The organism is Paenibacillus sp. CMAA1364 (genome assembly GCF_054373195.1).
Genome location: NZ_JBITNB010000006.1, coordinates 76,358 through 94,898 on the forward strand (window position 1 = coordinate 76,358; position 18,541 = coordinate 94,898).

An 18,541-nucleotide genomic window follows, 5' to 3' on the forward strand; every position below is an offset into this window, starting at 1 on the left:
CATATGAAAAGGTGTTGGTTCACTATGCGCTTGTTCATGTTGTCATGGGTCCTCTTTATTTCAGGATGTCAGCTAGACTATGCTACGCTGTTAAACAACGAAGAGCAGGTAACAACTGAGGTGGTGAACGATGGAATGGACAAGTTGAATCAAGAACTATTTGCTGCTGTTAAGCAAGGTGATAAGGATCGTGTGACAAATCTACTATTAGACGGTGCTGATATTGATGCTACAGATTACATAGGTAGAACATCCGCTATGATCGCCGTACACACGAAACAACTGGATCTATTCAGATTATTGCTTGAAAAAGGTGCAAACATAAATATTCGAGATAACCGTATGGACAATCCTATTCTCTATGCTGGAGCAGAAGGGATGCTTGATTTCGTAAAGGTGGCGATTGCAGCAGGAGCGGATACATCTATCCTGAATAGATTTGGGGGGACTGCACTGATTCCTGCTTCAGACCGTGGTCATGTGGACATTGTGGAAGAACTTCTTACAACTTCAGACGTCAATGTTAATCATATTAATAACCTTGGATGGACAGCACTCCTAGAAGCTATCATCTTGGGTGATGGAGGTAAGGATCATCAGGTGATTGTTCAACTGTTAATTCAATATGGTGCAGATGTGAATCTTGCAGATTCGGAAGGGAAGAGCCCCTTACAACATGCGGAAAGTAATGGTTATCGAGAAATGATAGAAATGTTAACCATTAAGGGTGGTAAATAGATAGATTGAACTAAAGATGAGCGCATATATTCACGATTCTCTTTTAGAGATAATTGAACTTGTGAGCGCAAACTTTAGTTCAATTTTTGCATGTTCGATTATTCAGAGAAAAGGTAGGGATGATATGTTGAACACTTCATATTGGTTAACGAATGTGAGATTAGAGAAAGGTTATATCGTGGAAGACGGGCAAGTTGCTAGTACTCAAACGGAGATTTGTCATATTCGAATTGAAGATGGAAAGATCGCAGAAATGAGTGTTGCGCGCAAAGAACTACATAGTCATCTTCCAAAATACGACTGTAAAGAGTTATTGATGCTTCCTTCTTTTGAAGAGGCACATATTCATTTGGATAAAACGTATTTCGATGGCCCCTGGAAAGCTGTAAAGCCTATATCCAGCATCTTCGAACGGATTGAGGAAGAGAAGATATTATTACCTAGACTTTTACCGATGGCGAGACAACAAGCCGAAAGTATCTTAACGCTTATACAATCCTTCGGGTCTACACATATTCGTAGCCATTGTAATATCGAGCCGGTTAGTGGGTTACATCGATTAGAAGCAACGAAACAAGCTCTGAACACGTTCTCTGGTAAAATTTCATATGAAATTGTTGCATTTCCACAGCATGGACTGCTTCGTTCGGATTCGGTCCAACTAGTGAAACAATCTCTGGAAGAGGGTGCAACCCACGTAGGAGGTGTTGATCCTTATACAGTGGATGGAGATATTGAGAAGTCACTACAGACGATGGTAGAACTCGCAGTAATGAATAAGGCAGGCATTGATATTCACTTACATGATAGAGGAGACGTAGGAAAGCAAACATTGACTCGACTAGCTAACTTGACTGAAGAAGCGGGGCTGCTGGGGAAAGTGACTATCAGTCATGCTTTCTGGTTTGCATCTGCTCCTCCACAAGAAGCAGAAGAATTAGCTGAACGTATGGCATCGCTTGAGATGTCTATTGCGTCAACCGTCCCGATTGGCAGAACAATGATGCCGCTTCCTATGCTTCATAACAAAGGTGTGAAGGTGAAACTTGCAACAGACAGTCTGACAGATCACTGGTCTCCGTTTGGCAATGGAGATCAATTGGAGAAGGCAGGGCGTTTTGCAGAATTGTATGGGTATAATGATGAACAATCGTTGTCTCAGTCCCTTGGGTTTATTACTGGCGGAATAACGCCTCTCAATCATAAAGGTGAGCAGTTGTGGCCCAAGATAGGAGACAATGCGAACTTTGTATTGGTGCCTGCAAGTTGCTCAGCGGAAGCAGTGGCGCGAAGACCGAAGTGTCAAGTCGTATGTTATGAAGGTCGACTCGTGAGCGGTTCGTTTAAAGAAATCACTACAATGCTTGAATGTTGAGAGAGTGAATAGAAGTAAATAGCCTAATTGTTGATGAGTATATTCTAAATCCATACAAAAAAATAGAAAGTAATAATTGACAGTTGCTCCTCAGCTATGTATAATTCTAATTAATTAGGTTAGGTAAATAATATGACTTATCCTAATTTCCGAGTAGAAAAGAGGAGTTTTTTGTGTCAAAGAAGTTATCTGGTGATCAGACTTTAGTTCGAGTGACGAACCAAAATTTAATTATCCAAGCAATCCGTAATCAAGAGTCAACCACCAGAAGAGACCTTTCTAAACTTTTGAAGTTAAGTGTTCCGAGTGTATGCTCTAATGTAGATCAGTTACTTGAGAAAGAAATTCTGATTGAATCTAGTGGGGAAGGTTCAGGGGTGGGACGGAAGGCAAGTGTCCTGAGATTGAATCCACACTATGGTTATTTGATAACAATCGATTTGAGTAATCCTTGTATTAGCGTGGTATTATCTAAAATTATACCCGAAATAGTTCAAGTGGTGAAATTTGATATTGAAAAAAATCAATTAGAGAAGTTACCAGAGTTACTGCTTATAAATATCGATAAACTGCTTAAAGTGAGCGGGATTGACGTAGATAAGTTATTGGCTATTTCTGTATCGATTCCGGGAAATGTAGATAGTGTCAGTGGCATTGTTCAATGTGGTTCGTACTTGAAATCGCTTCAAACACTGGATATAAAGGGATGGATTCAAAAAAAATTCACCGTTCCTGTGTATGTTCATAATGATATCAATGCGGCTGTCGTTGGCGAATTGAATTATGGTGTGGCTGTTGGACGTCAGAATGTCATTTTCGTTAGTGTAGATGTCGGACTTGGTGTAGGTATTGTGCTTGGTGGTAGATTATATGCAGGAAGCTCGAATAACGCAGGGGATATTGATCGCTTTGTTATGAACTTGGATTCCTTATACAGGAGTAACACCGATAAAGTACAGTTACAAGATTTGGTCTCTATTGGTGCTCTGCTAAGTGCCATAAAGTCAGATTTATCTAGTAATATGTCAATGTCGAGTGATCTCTTGACGATGTCCAACGGCGATGTGAATCAAGTGGATTTCAATATGGTCATCAAGGCAGCGCAAGCAGGCGATGTGTTATGTCTAGACCATATTCGTAGAAGTGCCCGCATTATGGCAGTTGCGGTAGCTAACATGATGAATTTGCTTGATCTAGAGCAGGTTATACTTGGCGGAGGGTTCGTTACGATCGGAGAAGCTTACACTGAGACCTTGAAAAACGAGGTGATGAGACTAATCTCTATGAATTCAATGATTGTAAACACATCCTTAGGCAGTAAAGCTGTGATTATGGGTGGAATCGCTATTGCATTAGAGCATATTTTTAATGAATTGGTTGATTAATAATCTGGGTGATTCCAGACATTTAATTAGTTAATCAAGTTAATTAATCAATTGTAATTATTCCTTGGGCTCTTTAAATCTAGAGTCCAAGATTTAATATATATTATTCAAATAAAGGGAGTGTTTAGCGATGAGTATTAAGAAAGCTAATAAGTTAATCGCAGTTCTGCTCGTGTCGAGTATGTTGTCTCTTGTCGTTGCTGCTTGCGGCAATTCGGCTAAGGACTCCAATTCGGGCAAAGGAAAGGATGTTTCGCTACGCGTTGCTACATCATTTGCTGGATCAGATCCATGGGTTACGCCCTGGGCAGAAGCGGTGAAACAATTCGAATTATTACACCCCGGCGTTAAAATTGTGGATGAATCCACACCGGTTAATCAAGAAGCACTGCGTACAAAAATAAAAGCAGATGCTGCAACAAGTAACCTTGCTGATGTGATGTTTTATTTTAACGGAAGTGAGACGAAGGTATTAGCAGAAAGTAATCAAATTGTATCTTGGGAAGATGAACTACAGAAAGATGCTACTTGGGCATCAAATTTCAATAGCGCTATCTTAGAGAAAGTGAAGTATGAAGGCAAACAATACTCGCTTCCTTATATCGGTTTCTATGAAGGACTGTTTTATAACAAGAAATTATTCGATCAATATAACTTGGCACCACCTACCACATATGACGCATTATTGAAAGCGGTTACCACATTCGCAATGAATGATATTGTTCCTATCACCACATCTCTAACAACGCCTTACATTCAAGAAGCGATGATCCTTTCTCTTGTAGGTCCAGAAGGGCAGGCGAAGGCCTATGATCCATCATGGGCACCAGCCATCAATTTAATTAAAGATTTATCAGATCTGAAAGCGTTCCCAAAAGATGCGCTAACGTTAGATGATGATAAAGCTCAAACGTTGTTCGCTAACGGGAAAGCAGCTATGATGTTTAACGGATCATGGGCAGCTGCTGGGTTATCTAAGGTCGATGGTATCGAAATTACACCATTCCCGCTTGTGCCAGGCGGTGTAGCAGAGAATGTAATCATATCTGGGTTCGGTTCCGGTTGGTACATGAAGAAGAATGACGATAATCAAGCTAAGCATGATATGGCTTTGGAATTTGTGAAATATATGACTTCTCCTAAAGTAGCTGGAACATTCGCTGTTATTGGCGGTAGCTATGCGGTGAATACGGAGGCGGGCACAAACATGCCCCATTTACTTCAAGCAGGTAACACCATGGTGAGTCAGGCGAAAGACTTTGTCATGCCGATTGATTCCTACGTTTCTCGTGAATCGTATGAGGCATTCTTGAAAGGCATCTCTTACGTAACTGCAGGTAAGAAGACGGCAGAACAAATACTGGAAGAAGCGAAAGTTATAAACGATAAGAATAAATAAGGGGAGAAATAAGGCTTGTGGAGACGGGTCAACAACCCGTTTCCTGCAGGACTTCCTTATAAGGAGGAGAAGCGGCAGTGATTTTTAAAGACAAAAGGTATATTTTTCTTTTCCTAGCACCTACGATTCTATTTCTATGTGTCTTTCTCTTATACCCGATGCTGCAGACGGTTTACTACAGCTTCACGGATTGGTACAACTTTTCGCAACATAAGACCTTTACAGGGTTAGCTAATTATAAGCAATTGATTGATGACCCTATTGTATGGATATCATTTAAGAATACATTGGTGCTCATTTTGGGAGCACTCGTATTCCAAGTTGGGATAGGTCTTGTACTTGCATTGTTGGTTGATAGCATAAAAAAAGGGTTTAAGTTTTTTCGTACCGTATTCTTTTTCCCCATCATCATCTCTGGAACTGCAATTGGTCTGATGTTCTCCTTAATATATAACTATGATTACGGTTTGTTGAATGCATTGATGAGGATGCTTCATTTGCCAGAGAAAGTATGGTTGACAGAGAAGAGTTCGATTTACTTGGTACTCATTCCAATTCTATGGCAATACGTTGGATTTTACTTTGTGATCTTTTTAACAGGAATTTCAAAAATTTCAGGTGAAATCTATGAATCCGCAGAGCTTGATGGTATAACCGGGTTCAAAAAATCGATATATATTACGATTCCATTGCTGCGAGATGTCATTGCAGTGACCTTAACGTTGGCAACAGCAGGCGCATTACGCGTATTCGACGTTGTGTACATTGTAACCAAGGGTGGTCCGTTGAATTCAAGTGAGTTGTTGAGTACCTATATGTACAATAAGGCCTTTAATGGCCAAAATGTCGGGTACGCGAGCACCATTGTTATTGCAATGATGATTGTGGGTGTGGTGATTACCACTGTACTTAATAAATTGACCAAAAAAGATGTAATTAACGACTAAGAAGCAATCAATTATTTGGTAAAGAAGGTGTTGTGATGATGACAAACGTAACAGCATTACCGGGTGAAAAACCATCTTCGGGTATCGTTAACAAAACGGTAATCTATGTAATACTAATTCTCTGGGCCTGCACAACGATTCTACCATTATTGTGGGTTCTCCTAAATAGTTTTAAATCTTCCGATGAAATTCTCACACAATCATTTGCATTGCCAACGAGCTTTAATTTTAATAATTTCTTGAAATTGAATGAATACGGTAATATCAATATGATCCGCGGCTTCATGAATAGTTTTATTATATCGGGTGGTGTGGTGCTAGGTGTGGCATTCTTTGGCGGACTGGCATCGTTTATTTTGGCTCGGTTTGATTTTAAGTCAAAGAAATATATGAATATGATCTTTGTTGTATGTATGCTCCTACCACAATTCACGGTCATTATCCCGAACTTTATTATCATCAAAAATTTGCATTTGAATGGTACATATTTGTCGGTTATATTACCGCAGATTGCAAGCAATCTAAGCTTTGCTATCTTGATGATGACAGGATTTATGGTATCATTACCCACGGAATTAGAGGAAGCGGCTGTTATTGATGGAAGTAGTATATGGAAAATTTTCTATAAGATAACGGTACCTTTGTCAATTCCAGTCTTTGCGACGGTATCCATCATGGTGTTCTTGTGGTCCTATAATGAACTATTATTGCCGTTAGTCTACCTACCGAATAGAGAAATGCAGCCAATTTCGGTGCTCTTATCCTTGGTCTCGAATGCTTATGGTACCAATTATGGCGCTATGATGTCAGCAATATCGATCTCAATTCTGCCGTTGCTAGTGTTATATTTGTTATCACAAGAGACTGTTATTAAAGGATTGACAGCGGGAGCGATTAAAGGATAATTGTTAAAATTTTATATAAGAAGATAGGAAATGAACAGGAGGAACAAACAACATGTCAAAAACTCTAAATGTGATTGTGATTGCAGCTCATCCAGATGAACCGGAAATATATGCAGGAGCCATCTCAGCTTTATTCGCAGAAATGGGCCACCGTGTGAAGTTCGTTTCATTAACGGATGGATGTTGCGGTCATTATGAGATGAATGGGCGGAAATTAATAGAACGTCGTACGCAAGAAGCCTACGAAGCAGCGAGACGTCTGGGAGTTATGGAATACGTGGTGCTACCCATTCCAGATGGAGAATTAATGCCGACTCCTGAAGTACGCAAAGAAGTGATAGGCCAAATTCGTGGGTGGGAAGCGGATATCGTGATTACCTTCCATCCTGATGGTCCAGGTCATGTTGATAACCGTAATGCAGGAAAAGTGGTTCGAGATGCAGCAGATTTTGTAGCCAATGTGCCAAACGCAGTGCCAGATGTTCCGAGTTTAACGAAATCACCGGTATTCTTATTAATGCCGGACTATGCTGCACGGACAATCTATAAGCCGGATATTGTCATTGATGCAGATAGTGTAATTGAGAAGAAATTACTCGCTTGTGATGCTCATGCTTCACAATTCTATGAGTTTGCACCTTGGCAACGCGGATTCTTACATGAAGTGCCGGATACATGGGAAGGTAAGCGAGAATTTATCCTAAAGTATTGGGATGAATTCCTAAGCGTGTCGGATGAAATGCTTCCAACACTTGAGAAACATTTCGGACAAGAACATGCGGAAAAAGTTCATTATGCAGAGCCGTTCGAAATTGCTAATTATGGCAGGAGACCAGATGGTGATGAAATGAAAGTCTTGTTCCCGATGTTATCGAGCATAAATAAATAATGGCTTCAAGGCAGCATTGGTTTAACGTTTGGGAATGAAATGTGAAGGTGGAATTCTCTTCAAGGGAATTCCATTTTTCTTTTTTGAGGAGAAGGTAGAAGGTTAATTTGATTGAATTGGTATCGAAAGATTGGAGGTTCAAGCATGAAGCATTCATATATGTGGTTAATTATATGTGTCACGGTCTGGGGAAGTAACTTTGTTCTCGGCAAAATATTACTACAATCCTTCTCGCCATCTATATTAACGATGCTTCGATTAATATGTATCGTATTGATGTTATCTCTCATCGGCTTGGTGAGTAGACAATCCTTTATTCCATTAGCTTGGCGAGAACTACGTCACTTGGTTCTGCTTGGTTGCGTAGGAGTGTTCTTGAATCAATGGACTTTCTTCATGGGATTGCGAACGGTAGATTCGACTATCGCAGCCCTCATCTTGGCTACCACACCCATTGCGACAGGATTGTTGGCAGCGATCTTTCTGAAGGAACGAGTGACGCTTCGGGCGATCGGAGGTTCATTCATAGCCATGATTGGTATCTATTGGGTGATTGGTGGAGGAGGGAAGATTGCTTTTTCTTGGGGGCTTATGTGGATCTTCTTGACGATGCTGACATTCGCCATCATGATTGTATTAACTCGAAAACTTGCGGACCGGCTTCCTCCACTACAGACCACATTGTATTCCAATGTCGTGGGTCTATTAGTCTCAATACCCGTTGCTTTTATGGTTGATCAGCCGATTCGTTTGGCATCATCATCCTCCTATAGCTCATGGCTTCTGTTAATATGTTCAGCCATTGCAGTACATGGCATCTGTAATTTAGTGTGGAATGTACACATACGAAACATAAATGCTTCCAAAGCTTCGATATTATCGAATTTGGAACCTTTTATCGCGATGATTACAGGATTTATTCTTCTGCATAAGCCCATTACTGGGGTACAACTTGCAGGCTCATGTCTGATTATCGGCGGTGTGGTGTGGGTAACACTACAGAAGAGGTCAGTTGGCGATTAAAGTGATATACGCATGGAGTAAAGATGCTCTAATAGTCCTATATGAGAAAAAATCAATTTCGTATCTATTGAGTAGTGCCGATCTTAAGTACACATACAAAGTAAGTAAAGAAGGGGATGGCATCTTATACATGGGTACCCCATAGTCTGGACACTCGAAAATAAGGTATCTGAGAGGACGCTCCGCGAACGTAACATTTCTCCAATCGCTGTGGTCTCCAAATTTCTGGATTAGAACCGCTCAGCGGTTGGAATTCGCAGACCTAGGCGACCGCTATTGCTTTTACTAAATCGTTCCGTCCTCTGCGCTCTTTTTGGTAAAATGGAAGTACCAACAACCATTCCAAAGGAGCGATTTCTTTGTACATTCAATATACCATGGACCATCTTTGACGCAGCTTATCCCGTGACAGCTACCACCCTAAAATGCTTACCAAAGTCATCCTATACGCCTATACTCAGCGAATCTATGCCCCTTCAAATTGCAAAATCCATCCGAGAAAAAATTCCGTTTATATGGCTGGCTGGACGACAACGTCCAGACTTTCGCACCATCAATCGTTTCCGTTGCGAAAGGATGCGGGATGTGCTCGAAACGGTATTTACGGCCGTCCTTCAATTTCTAGCTGACGAAAAATATGTTTCCCTCGAACATTACCAATCGCTGCTGGGTAATCGGAACAGATTCAGCAAGACCCATCCGGATGCAACCTTCATGCGGATGAAAGAAGACCACATGCGAAATGGTCAACTCAAACCAGGTTTCAATGTATAGATTGGGACCCAAAATCAGTTTATTTTGGCCTACAGTCTACACCCAAGACCTACCAATACTCGCTGCTTAAAGCCGCATATGGAAAAAGCAAGACAGATGCTTGGCAAACTCCCACGAACGGTCATTGCAGATGCAGGATATGGCAGCGAAGAAAACTACGCATATCTGGAAAAGGAAGAAATTCAAGCCGTAGTGAAATACGGAAGTTATCACAAAGAGAAGAGCAAAGAAACTCAACCTAGTGGATATGAAATTCAAAAACGTCATTACCGAAGTCAAAACTGCGAGGGCTATCCGCTAAAGGAACGCTGCACGAAGGCAGTAGGAAATCGGGAAGTAGTTGTCAGTTTGGAACGACTGCGGTATCAGAATCAGGCTCGGGAAATTCTGAGAAGCGAGGAAGGTTACGCCTTGGCCGTACGTCGAATGATTGAGCCGGAAAGTGTATTTTGACAATTGAAAAACAACCGGGAATTCCGAAGATTTCTGCTTCGCGGCATGCAAAAAGTGACGCATGAGATCGGTTGGCTTTCACTTGCTCATAATCTACTAAATCAAGTCGCAAATGATCAAAAACGCAGAGCAGCGATCCTCCAATAACCGGAGAATCGCTGCTCTATTGATTTTACTGTTTTGAGAATGAATAGCGTCTGTCTACGCTCGTAGAAGATCTACTTATGGGACAGCCCCTTTCATGAATTACGTATAGCATGTGAATTACATTAAGCCTATTTCAAATCTAGATAGTCTAATAATCTATTGAGAATGACTGCGCCTTCCGCTAAAGTCAGATTCTCTTTCGGCTTCCACTCGTTACGAGCAGTCCCAACCATGAGACCATAATAGATGACATCTGAGACGGCACTAGATGCCCAACCAGCAACGTTAGCATGGTCTTGATATCTTTTGTATAATGGCTTGTCATTCGAATCAGACAACGGTTTGCCAGCGAATGCGGTTACTCTAGCAATAAATAGTGCCATTTGTTCTCTTGTCATTCCTTCATCTGAACGGAATGTATTGTCAGTGAACCCATTCATTAATTGGTTAGCGTACAGTTGATGGATCGCATTTGCGTAATACCCATCAGCTATATCTTTGAATGGACTTGGATTAGGATTCGGCATGCCTGCCATACCAAGCAATCGTGACATCATTTCGGCCAATTCTGCCCTAGTTACTAAGCGATTAGGCTTAATATTCTCTTCCAATTTTCCAACTAATATCAGTTTGTTACTAATCATAGCTAGATCTTTCTTTGCCCAATGTTTAAGGGCATCTAATGGTGATTTGTTTCTGATAATGACACCATAACTACCAGATTTGTGGATAGAAAACGACAATGTCATTGGGTTACCTTGTTTATTCTTTTTGAATAGAATAGGGAATACTTCACCTGTGTCTTCATTCAGCCACACGACAACTGCGTTTTGATGATCCATTTCTTTGGCTGGATTAAAACTAAATGTCACAGCCTTTTGTAAATTGGATACATCATGAAGTTTACTTCCTGTCTGTATGGTTAATGTAACATTAACAGGTTGATTCAACCACTGCATGCCCAACATTTCAGCCTGGGTAACTAAAGGTTCTTTTACAGGTACGATCGTGGCATGAAGCTTGGCATCCTCAGCGTACTGTTTGAAATTAATGGCGGCGATAGGGAATGTCATTGTTCCATGCGTTCCAACAATTCGAATCACAGCATTCGGATCTGACTTATTCAAGTCTACTAAATGTCGAAGTGATATAGAAGTATTGTCATTCATCGTAACCTCAGCGAAACCATTCACCATAGTCGGCTTAGAGTCTTTATCACTATCCACAGGAAGCGTATGACCCGTTGAATTATCAGGTGATCCCACAACAGGTGGGTCTACATTCGGTGGATTAACAACAGGTGGATCTACATTAGGTTCTTCCTCTTCAGGAACAGATGCATTTCCAGTGCTGTAAATATTCATTTCTTTAATGCTGTTAAATGCACCACCTGTAGAATTGCTCTTGGTCCATACCTTTACATAGCGTGCAAGGATTGTATCGAAATTAAATTGTTCATAATCATCTGTGAGGCCATTACTGCTCCATGCCCCAACGTTAGTCCACGTGAGACCATCTTCGGAAACTTCAACATCGAAATTGAATACTCGTTGATGACCTAGATACCAAGCAATGGCTGTTTTGTTAATCTCCTCTGTTTTACCTAGATCCGCAATAAGCCAAGCGTATCCATCGGGGTTATCCGTAATCGCAACAGGATCCTTCTTAGCTGACCAGATCGTTGTCATATCATCATCGAAGGCCAGATTAGGATCAAATCCTGTCGTACCATTGCTTTGTGCTGAGACGACAGGAAGCAATAACCCTTTGGAAATATGAATAGTGTACTGTCGATTAGGCAGACCCTCATCCGAAACGGTAATCGTGGCAATTCCCGGAACGCTACCACTGTAGTCAATATTAGCTATCGCGGTCGATGAAGCTTTAATAACCTCGATTACGGTGTTAGGATTTTTGTCTTGTTTCTCTAATTGATAGTTCAAGACTGTCGGATTATAGTTCTCCAAAGGTTGACCATTCATTGAAATGGCAAGCAGTTCTGTTGATGCAGAGGATTGACCTGAGCCAGAAGGGGAGACGCTTGTTACCGTATGGCTGGTCATATCCAATTGTACTGCTTTTCCACCAACTTCGAAGGTCCACAGGTTACCAACACGGGATGACTGGACCGTTTCTGGAGATCCCTGTTTGTTGGACCAAGTAAAGGCTACTGCATTTTGTAAATTGGTCTTATTCTCACCGATAACTCTGAATGCTTTGCGTGTGGTTGCACTGGAGTCATCATGTCGATAAGGTACAGCTTCCATTCGTACATCAGCAGCGGATGGTGTGAGAGATTGGAATTTCATTAAATTATGATTGCTGATTGCCAAATATGAATCGCCATTTGTTCCTACAGGCATAATATTCTCGCTTTCTGGGAAGAACTGCAAAGCCATCTGGCTAGTTCGATCTGCAGCAATATCGTCGACAACAATTAATGTCGAAGGCTTAATAAATATCATATGACGTCTGAATTTCTCTAATCCAGTTACCTCAAGATTGTATGCTTCTGCTCCGTCACCAGACCAGTAGTCGAACTCTTCCGTGTTGATCTCTGCGCTGATGGAGGGGGTTGCCTTAGCCGCATGAGGATCAAACATTTGGAACCATCTAGAACCTTCACCCATCTGCCCATGGCCATTCATAATGAGTGTATTATGGTTCGCTGTAATTTTGTCTGCATAACCATCATCCCGAAGAAGATATTCTCCATTGCTATACACCATGAAATGGTTCGCATCTGGATGTACATGACCTGAACCCCAGTTCTCGATAGCACCTGTATTGAGTAGCATTTCATTGTGACCAAGGTAAGGACCGTTTTTATAAGCTACCATGGAACTGGTCTTCGACCAATCCGAACGTGCAATTGCAATTTCCATATCATTGAAACGATGTGCGGTTGGAAGAGTACTTCTTGGAACTTCAATCACCGTTGGATCGAAATATAGTACACCTAACCAGCTAGAAGCTCTGGTTCCTATATCTTTCTCAAATACTTTATTGCCAAGCCACTGTGCTACTCCGTCTTGATGCTTAGCTGCTAATACGTGCAGTAAGTAGTTCGGACCATACCAACTTACCCCGGGATCGTCGGCTAGATTTAGATGATGTACTCCATCAACCCAATTGTCTTCGGGCATCATCATATAAGATGCGAAGGTAGATCCTTGTTTGTACCATTCGTTCTGAAGCGTATCCACTCCAAAGAATGTATCCGACAGCATGCCATATTTAATGAGCCATTCCATACCATATTGCCAGTATGAGAATCCTTCCGGACTAGCGCCATCATCAGCAAGTACTTGATGTGTTTTGTCAAATTTCTCATAAGCTAATTTCAGCCAAGGTAGAACAATATCTCTTGTTTCTTGATCATAATCATAAACAGCAAGTGCGGCAGCTGTTAGACCTCCTAGATTTACCCACAAATGATTGTGTAAATAGGACTCTTCCCAGTAAGCCTTTACGATATTGTTATTGTACTCATTACCTATTGCCTTCGCATACATTTCACTTCCGCGAGCAATAATGGCATCTCGAATACTTTTCTTCTCAGCGGGGCTCAGTTCGTCATACAACCAATCGTATGTGACACCCAAGCTGAACAGCTGATGTCCTGCTGGAAGATCTGCATTCGCAAGCTCACCGGCACCCCAAGTTGGATAACTTGATGAAGCAAGCGCAAACTTCTTCGCAGCTACTAAATATTTAGGATCATTGCTTAGTAGATAAGTAAAAGCAAAATCAACGGTTTGATTTCCTATATCCCTCATCCAATTTTGGCTACCTGAAGCATCAGGCGCCCGATAGTTCGTATTGTTAAAGAGATTGGAGTCAGCCCTTGCAATCAAATCTGTCCATAGGTCCTTATGCATACCTTGTGCAGAGACAGATGATTGTAACGATGTGATTTTGGAATCATCCAAATACAAGCGCGGATGCTGATTCTCAAATGGCAACAGCATATTGTTCATAGATACAACAGTAACCGTTACCTTTGAGCTAGTGAAGTTGGTTGCATTATCAGCAACAGCTACTCGAAATGTATCCGTCCCTTCGAAGCCAACTTCAGGTGTATACGTCCATTGTCCGTTTGGAAGTACCGTTACTGTTCCGTGACTAGCTTCTGCCAGTTTGCTGTAAATAAGCGGTTGCGCATTCGAGTTAGTGGCATTTACAATGCCGCTAATTTCTTTACCAAAGGGGGTTACAACAGTCTGATCGATGGCAGTTAGGTTGATTGCCTGGCCTACCTGTATATAAGTGATAGCATGAATGCCTCTTTCGCCTGACATCGCTGTAATAAATACCATCCCATTCGTATGAGCTGTCACTTTACCTGTCTGGTCTACACTAGCAACAGCTGCATCAGAGGTCATCCACTGTACTGTCTGATTAGAAGCGTTATTAGGGAGTACTGTAGCTGACAATTGCAACTCTTCATTGGGAGAGAGGACGACATTATTATGGTCGATTACGATTGACGATACAGCATTCCATTCTTCAAGTGCCAGATCGTCATACCAAGTTACAGAAGATCCTGAATTTGGATAGACGGCAAGTGTCATCGAAGTCGCACTACTAGGTGCTAAGATATCTGACTTTTCGATATATCTCCATCCATATGGATCTTCTTCCACAGGTAATGAAAGATACGTTGTGCTAGAAATTTTGGTGCCAATGGCATTTTTGAAATAGTAAGTTATACGATCACCAGATGCTGTTTGCAAAGCTGATTTTAGCCAAGCGCTTAATCGATAGTTTTTGCCGCCAGTTAAGGGGATGCTTTGGTACACACTTCCTGATCCACCGACATTATTATAGACTCTAAGTGATTTTTGGCCGGAACGAGCTACCGTTGAATCAACAGAAGCTTCAAATTTCTGTGCTGCGCCTCCATCATAACTTCGCCATTTACCTTGTAAATCTTGTGATGTTTCGATTGTGCCATCCTTAATGAGGTTGCTAACAGAAACGTCTACAAGAGATTCTATATCCCCGTCAACCGAAGTCGCAGATATGGTCGTATGACCCTTTCCAACAGCTGTCACTTGACCATTAATAACAGTAGCCACTAGGGGATTAGAAGATAGCCAGATCATATCTTGATTCGACGCATTAGATGGTAGAACAATAGGTGTGATAGCCAATGAATCTCCTACAGCCAAAATATGTTTTGTTGGATAGAAGTCCACGCCCGTTACAGGGACAGATGTACCATCAACGGCGATTTGGCTAGTTGCCGACACACCATCAGAAGAGGTGGCGGTGATGGTGGTTGTGCCTGATTGCAAGGCAGTCACCTGACCACTCTGATCGACAGTTGCAACTGCTGAATTGGAGCTACTCCATACAAGTGTTTGGTTACTAGCGTTAAGCGGAGTAATCGTTGCTTGTAGCTGAACCGTCTGAAGAGGATTCACAGTAACATTTGTTTGATCAAGGATGATTGTAGTTACTGGAATCCATGCTTCCACTTTGAAGTCATCATATAATGTCGTTCCTATGCCTTTGTTATATTCCGGAACGGCTTCAATAACAAGAGTACCTGTATCGGGAGGAGTCGTCATAGATTCCTCTACATAAATCCACTGGTCTACTTCCGCAGGTGATAATCGTCCCATGGATATAGAAGTCATATTTTTTGTGCCTGCTGTATTCTTTGTATATAGGCCCGCACGGGAACCTTCTACATAGTTTGATTTCATCCAAAACGAAATTTTATACTTTTGTTCGCTTGTAACAGGGATATTTTGATATACAGATCCAGATTGCCCTAAAGCATCAAGCGTGATTCCTAGCGAATGAGTGCCTTCCTTTGCATCGGAAGTATTTATGGATACTTGAACAGAATGGGGAGGTGGAGAGTATAACTTCCAATTCGCTGTTGGTATAGATGAGATTTCTTCGAAAGAACCGTACGTTACAAGATTGACAGTTGGTGTTGGTGAGTTATTCTCTGTCACTTGAATAGAAGTAGTTGCTGACACGCCATCAGAAGAGGTGGCGGTAACGATGGTTGATCCTGACTGTAAACCAGTCACTTGACCACTCTGATCCACACTCGCAACAGTTGGATTGGAGCTACTCCATGTAAGTGTTGGGTTACTAGCGTTAACAGGCGTAACAGTTGGTTGCAACTGCACCGTCTGATGAGGCTCCATAGCAACATTTGTTTGGTCTAAGGAAATTGCAGTTACTGGAATCCATGCTTCTACCTTGAAGTCATCGTACAATGTCGTTCCTACGCCATTGTTATATTCTGGAACTGCCCCTATAACAAGAGTTGCTGTATTTATTGGGGTTGTTACAGTGTCTTCCACATAAATCCACTGATCTATTTCCGAAGCAGATAAACGTCCCATCGCAACGGCAGTCATATTTTTAGCGCTTGCTGTATCTCTTGTATAGAAGCTTGCGCGGGTACCTTCTGAATAGTCGGATTTCATCCAAAATGAGATTTTATATGTTTGATCACCTATAACAGGAATATTTTGATACACGGAACCAGATTTGCCCAAAGTATCAAGGGTGATCTTTAGCGCATTCGTACCGCTCTTCGCATCAGAGGTATGGATGGATGCTTGAATAGGATTGGATGCAGGCAAGTATAATTTCCAAATCGATGTGGGTATAGAAGATACTTCTTCAAAGGAGCTGTGTGTAACCAGATTTACAGCTGCTTGAGGTACGGGTGCTGCTGTTACCCGTAAGGGTGCAATGCAAGACGATAACAACACTAGGACAAGTAAAAAGGAACAGACTCTTTTAACGTAATTCCTTCGAACAAATAATAAACGAATCATGATCACCCTCCAATTTTATTATAGCAACCTGATAAGAACCAATTATTAAGACACACTGCGAGATGATTGATATAAACAACCCAAAACATACCCTCCCTCCAATTAAACAGTCAATACTGGTTGTTATCTAGTTCTTACTGGGATTCTATGCTATAATGTAAGCGTTGTCAACTGTCATTGTAAATAGTATTATATTGTGACTTTTTCACAATTTTCAATTATAATGACATCATGATTTTGAATATGGAATGATTATGAATGAATGGAGAATAGAGGAGCTTACCTTGGCAAACACAAAAATTGGTCGTAATACATTTCGTTTTCGTTTGGATCAAATGATCACAACTTTACGCGAAGATATATTAACAGGAAAATATGTGGATGGTGATTATTTACCTTCGGAGTCATCATTAATTGAGCAATTTAAATTGAGCAAGCATCCCGTACGCAATGCGCTAAACTTATTAGTTGAAGAGGGACTTATTCAGAAAATACCTAGAGTAGGGTCCCGCGTAGTAGGCTTAGATGATAGAAACGTCATTAACTTGAAATTTGGATACTACCCATCGCTCATGAATGAAGTAAACCTTGAAATGTTGTTACAGAAATTTCATCAAACGTACCCAACGATTCATTTACAAGCAATTCCGATTACGGATCGTCAAAGTACACCTTCCGTAAAAGATATGGTAGAGAATGGCGAACTCGATGTAGTGACGATTAATCAGCATAATTTCGAGTTGTTCATTAATGACCATGGAAGTGTTGACTTACTAGTTGAACAGAAACCACTAAGTAATGTATATCCCTTTTTATTCAAATCCTTCACGAGCAATGGGTTCTTGTATGCGCAACCCTTTGTTTTTTCGCCCATTGTTCTTTGTTATAATCGGGATCATCTGAAGGAATGCCATCTTCCAGAGCCTGATAGCAACTGGACTTGGGATTATACGCTTGAAGTTGCCAAGAAACTTGCTGAACAAAAAAAACGGTTTGGGCTTCTCTATCAGTTGTTCTCAGCCAATCGGTGGCCTCTATTTCTATTACAGAATGACTTTCAATTTGAACGTAATTCGTATGGACAACTGAGCTATTCAAAGAGACTATTTAAGACATGTATTCGAACTAGCTTTGACCTTCTTGCCAATCAGAATTCTATGTTTGCATGGCAGGATAAGGACATAGAGAAGTTCTTTCTAGAGCAGAAGGCATCTATGATTATAACCAGTTACTTTAGTCTAAACTCTGTGCGTGATGCGGCTTTTGATTATGATATAGCTCCACTTCCTTATGACAATAAATCAAGAACACTACTGTTGGGCATAGGTATAGCTATATGTTCAAAAAGTAAGCAGAAGAAAGCAGCTAATCTATTCACTAATTACTTATTGTCTGAGAGTGCCCAACTGCATATTCGTGAGAACACTTTGAGTATTCCAAGCGTCAAATCTATAGCAGAATGGAAAGGAGAAGAGAAGCAAAAGCGACCATCCCATTACGGAATGTTCCGCGATATCATCCCAACGTACCGACAATTATCGGACGTTAATATTTCGTTCGATGAGTTAGAGAAGATTAGACAAGAATTAAAGTATTATTGGTCTGGTCTAGAGGATTTGGAGACAGCATGCCAACGTATTGAAAGATTAATTGAGGAGACCGTAACTGTGTAGATAACGATCGACAAACAGACT

At 41.1% G+C, this 18,541-nt stretch carries 11 protein-coding genes and 1 pseudogene; 11 read left to right on the forward strand and 1 reads right to left on the reverse strand.

Features of this window, described 5'->3' with window-relative positions; translation table 11 throughout:
- The first annotated feature begins 24 nt into the window (after nucleotides 1-24).
- From ACH8E3_RS06500 to ACH8E3_RS06545, 10 genes and pseudogenes are all read left to right on the forward strand, one after another.
- Nucleotides 25-738 carry an ankyrin repeat domain-containing protein gene (locus ACH8E3_RS06500; RefSeq protein WP_458631805.1) on the forward strand — a complete coding sequence of 238 codons (714 nt, stop codon included), beginning with the start codon at nucleotides 25-27 and terminating at the stop codon, nucleotides 736-738.
- A gap of 124 nt (nucleotides 739-862) precedes the next feature.
- Complete coding sequence (locus ACH8E3_RS06505; protein WP_458631806.1) at nucleotides 863-2,113, forward strand: amidohydrolase; 1,251 nt, start codon at nucleotides 863-865, stop codon at nucleotides 2,111-2,113.
- A 173-nt stretch (nucleotides 2,114-2,286) separates the two neighbouring features.
- Nucleotides 2,287-3,498: an ROK family protein gene (locus tag ACH8E3_RS06510; RefSeq protein ID WP_458631807.1), complete on the forward strand. Its 1,212-nt coding sequence runs from the start codon at nucleotides 2,287-2,289 to the stop codon at nucleotides 3,496-3,498.
- 130 nt (nucleotides 3,499-3,628) lie between these two features.
- Nucleotides 3,629-4,897, forward strand: a complete 1,269-nt coding sequence (locus ACH8E3_RS06515; RefSeq protein WP_458631808.1) for an ABC transporter substrate-binding protein — start codon at nucleotides 3,629-3,631, stop codon at nucleotides 4,895-4,897.
- 77 nt (nucleotides 4,898-4,974) lie between these two features.
- Complete coding sequence (locus tag ACH8E3_RS06520) at nucleotides 4,975-5,844, forward strand: carbohydrate ABC transporter permease (RefSeq protein WP_458631809.1); 870 nt, start codon at nucleotides 4,975-4,977, stop codon at nucleotides 5,842-5,844.
- 35 nt (nucleotides 5,845-5,879) lie between these two features.
- Nucleotides 5,880-6,749, forward strand: coding sequence for a carbohydrate ABC transporter permease (locus ACH8E3_RS06525; RefSeq protein ID WP_458631810.1), 870 nt, complete (start codon nucleotides 5,880-5,882; stop codon nucleotides 6,747-6,749).
- Between the two features lie 52 nt (nucleotides 6,750-6,801).
- Entirely contained in the window at nucleotides 6,802-7,638 is an 837-nt protein-coding gene (locus ACH8E3_RS06530) for a PIG-L deacetylase family protein (RefSeq protein ID WP_458631811.1), read from the forward strand.
- Nucleotides 7,639-7,782: 144 nt separating this feature from the next.
- Nucleotides 7,783-8,661 (forward strand): DMT family transporter, encoded by an 879-nt coding sequence (locus tag ACH8E3_RS06535; RefSeq protein ID WP_458631812.1) that lies wholly within the window; start codon nucleotides 7,783-7,785, stop codon nucleotides 8,659-8,661.
- A 468-nt stretch (nucleotides 8,662-9,129) separates the two neighbouring features.
- A pseudogene (locus ACH8E3_RS06540) lies at nucleotides 9,130-9,213 on the forward strand (hypothetical protein); the annotation flags it as partial.
- A 246-nt stretch (nucleotides 9,214-9,459) separates the two neighbouring features.
- A complete protein-coding gene (locus ACH8E3_RS06545; RefSeq protein WP_458631813.1) occupies nucleotides 9,460-9,888 on the forward strand; it encodes a transposase in 429 nt (142 codons plus the stop codon).
- Between the two features lie 275 nt (nucleotides 9,889-10,163).
- Here ACH8E3_RS06545 and ACH8E3_RS06550 read toward each other — a convergent pair whose 3' ends face one another.
- The gene (locus ACH8E3_RS06550; RefSeq protein WP_458631814.1) at nucleotides 10,164-16,847 is read right to left on the reverse strand and encodes an Ig-like domain-containing protein; all 6,684 of its coding nucleotides are present in this window, start codon (nucleotides 16,845-16,847) and stop codon (nucleotides 10,164-10,166) included.
- Nucleotides 16,848-17,131: 284 nt separating this feature from the next.
- Here ACH8E3_RS06550 and ACH8E3_RS06555 point away from each other — a divergent pair, with 284 nt between their 5' ends.
- Entirely contained in the window at nucleotides 17,132-18,520 is a 1,389-nt protein-coding gene (locus ACH8E3_RS06555) for an extracellular solute-binding protein (RefSeq protein ID WP_458631815.1), read from the forward strand.
- Nucleotides 18,521-18,541 lie beyond the last annotated feature (21 nt).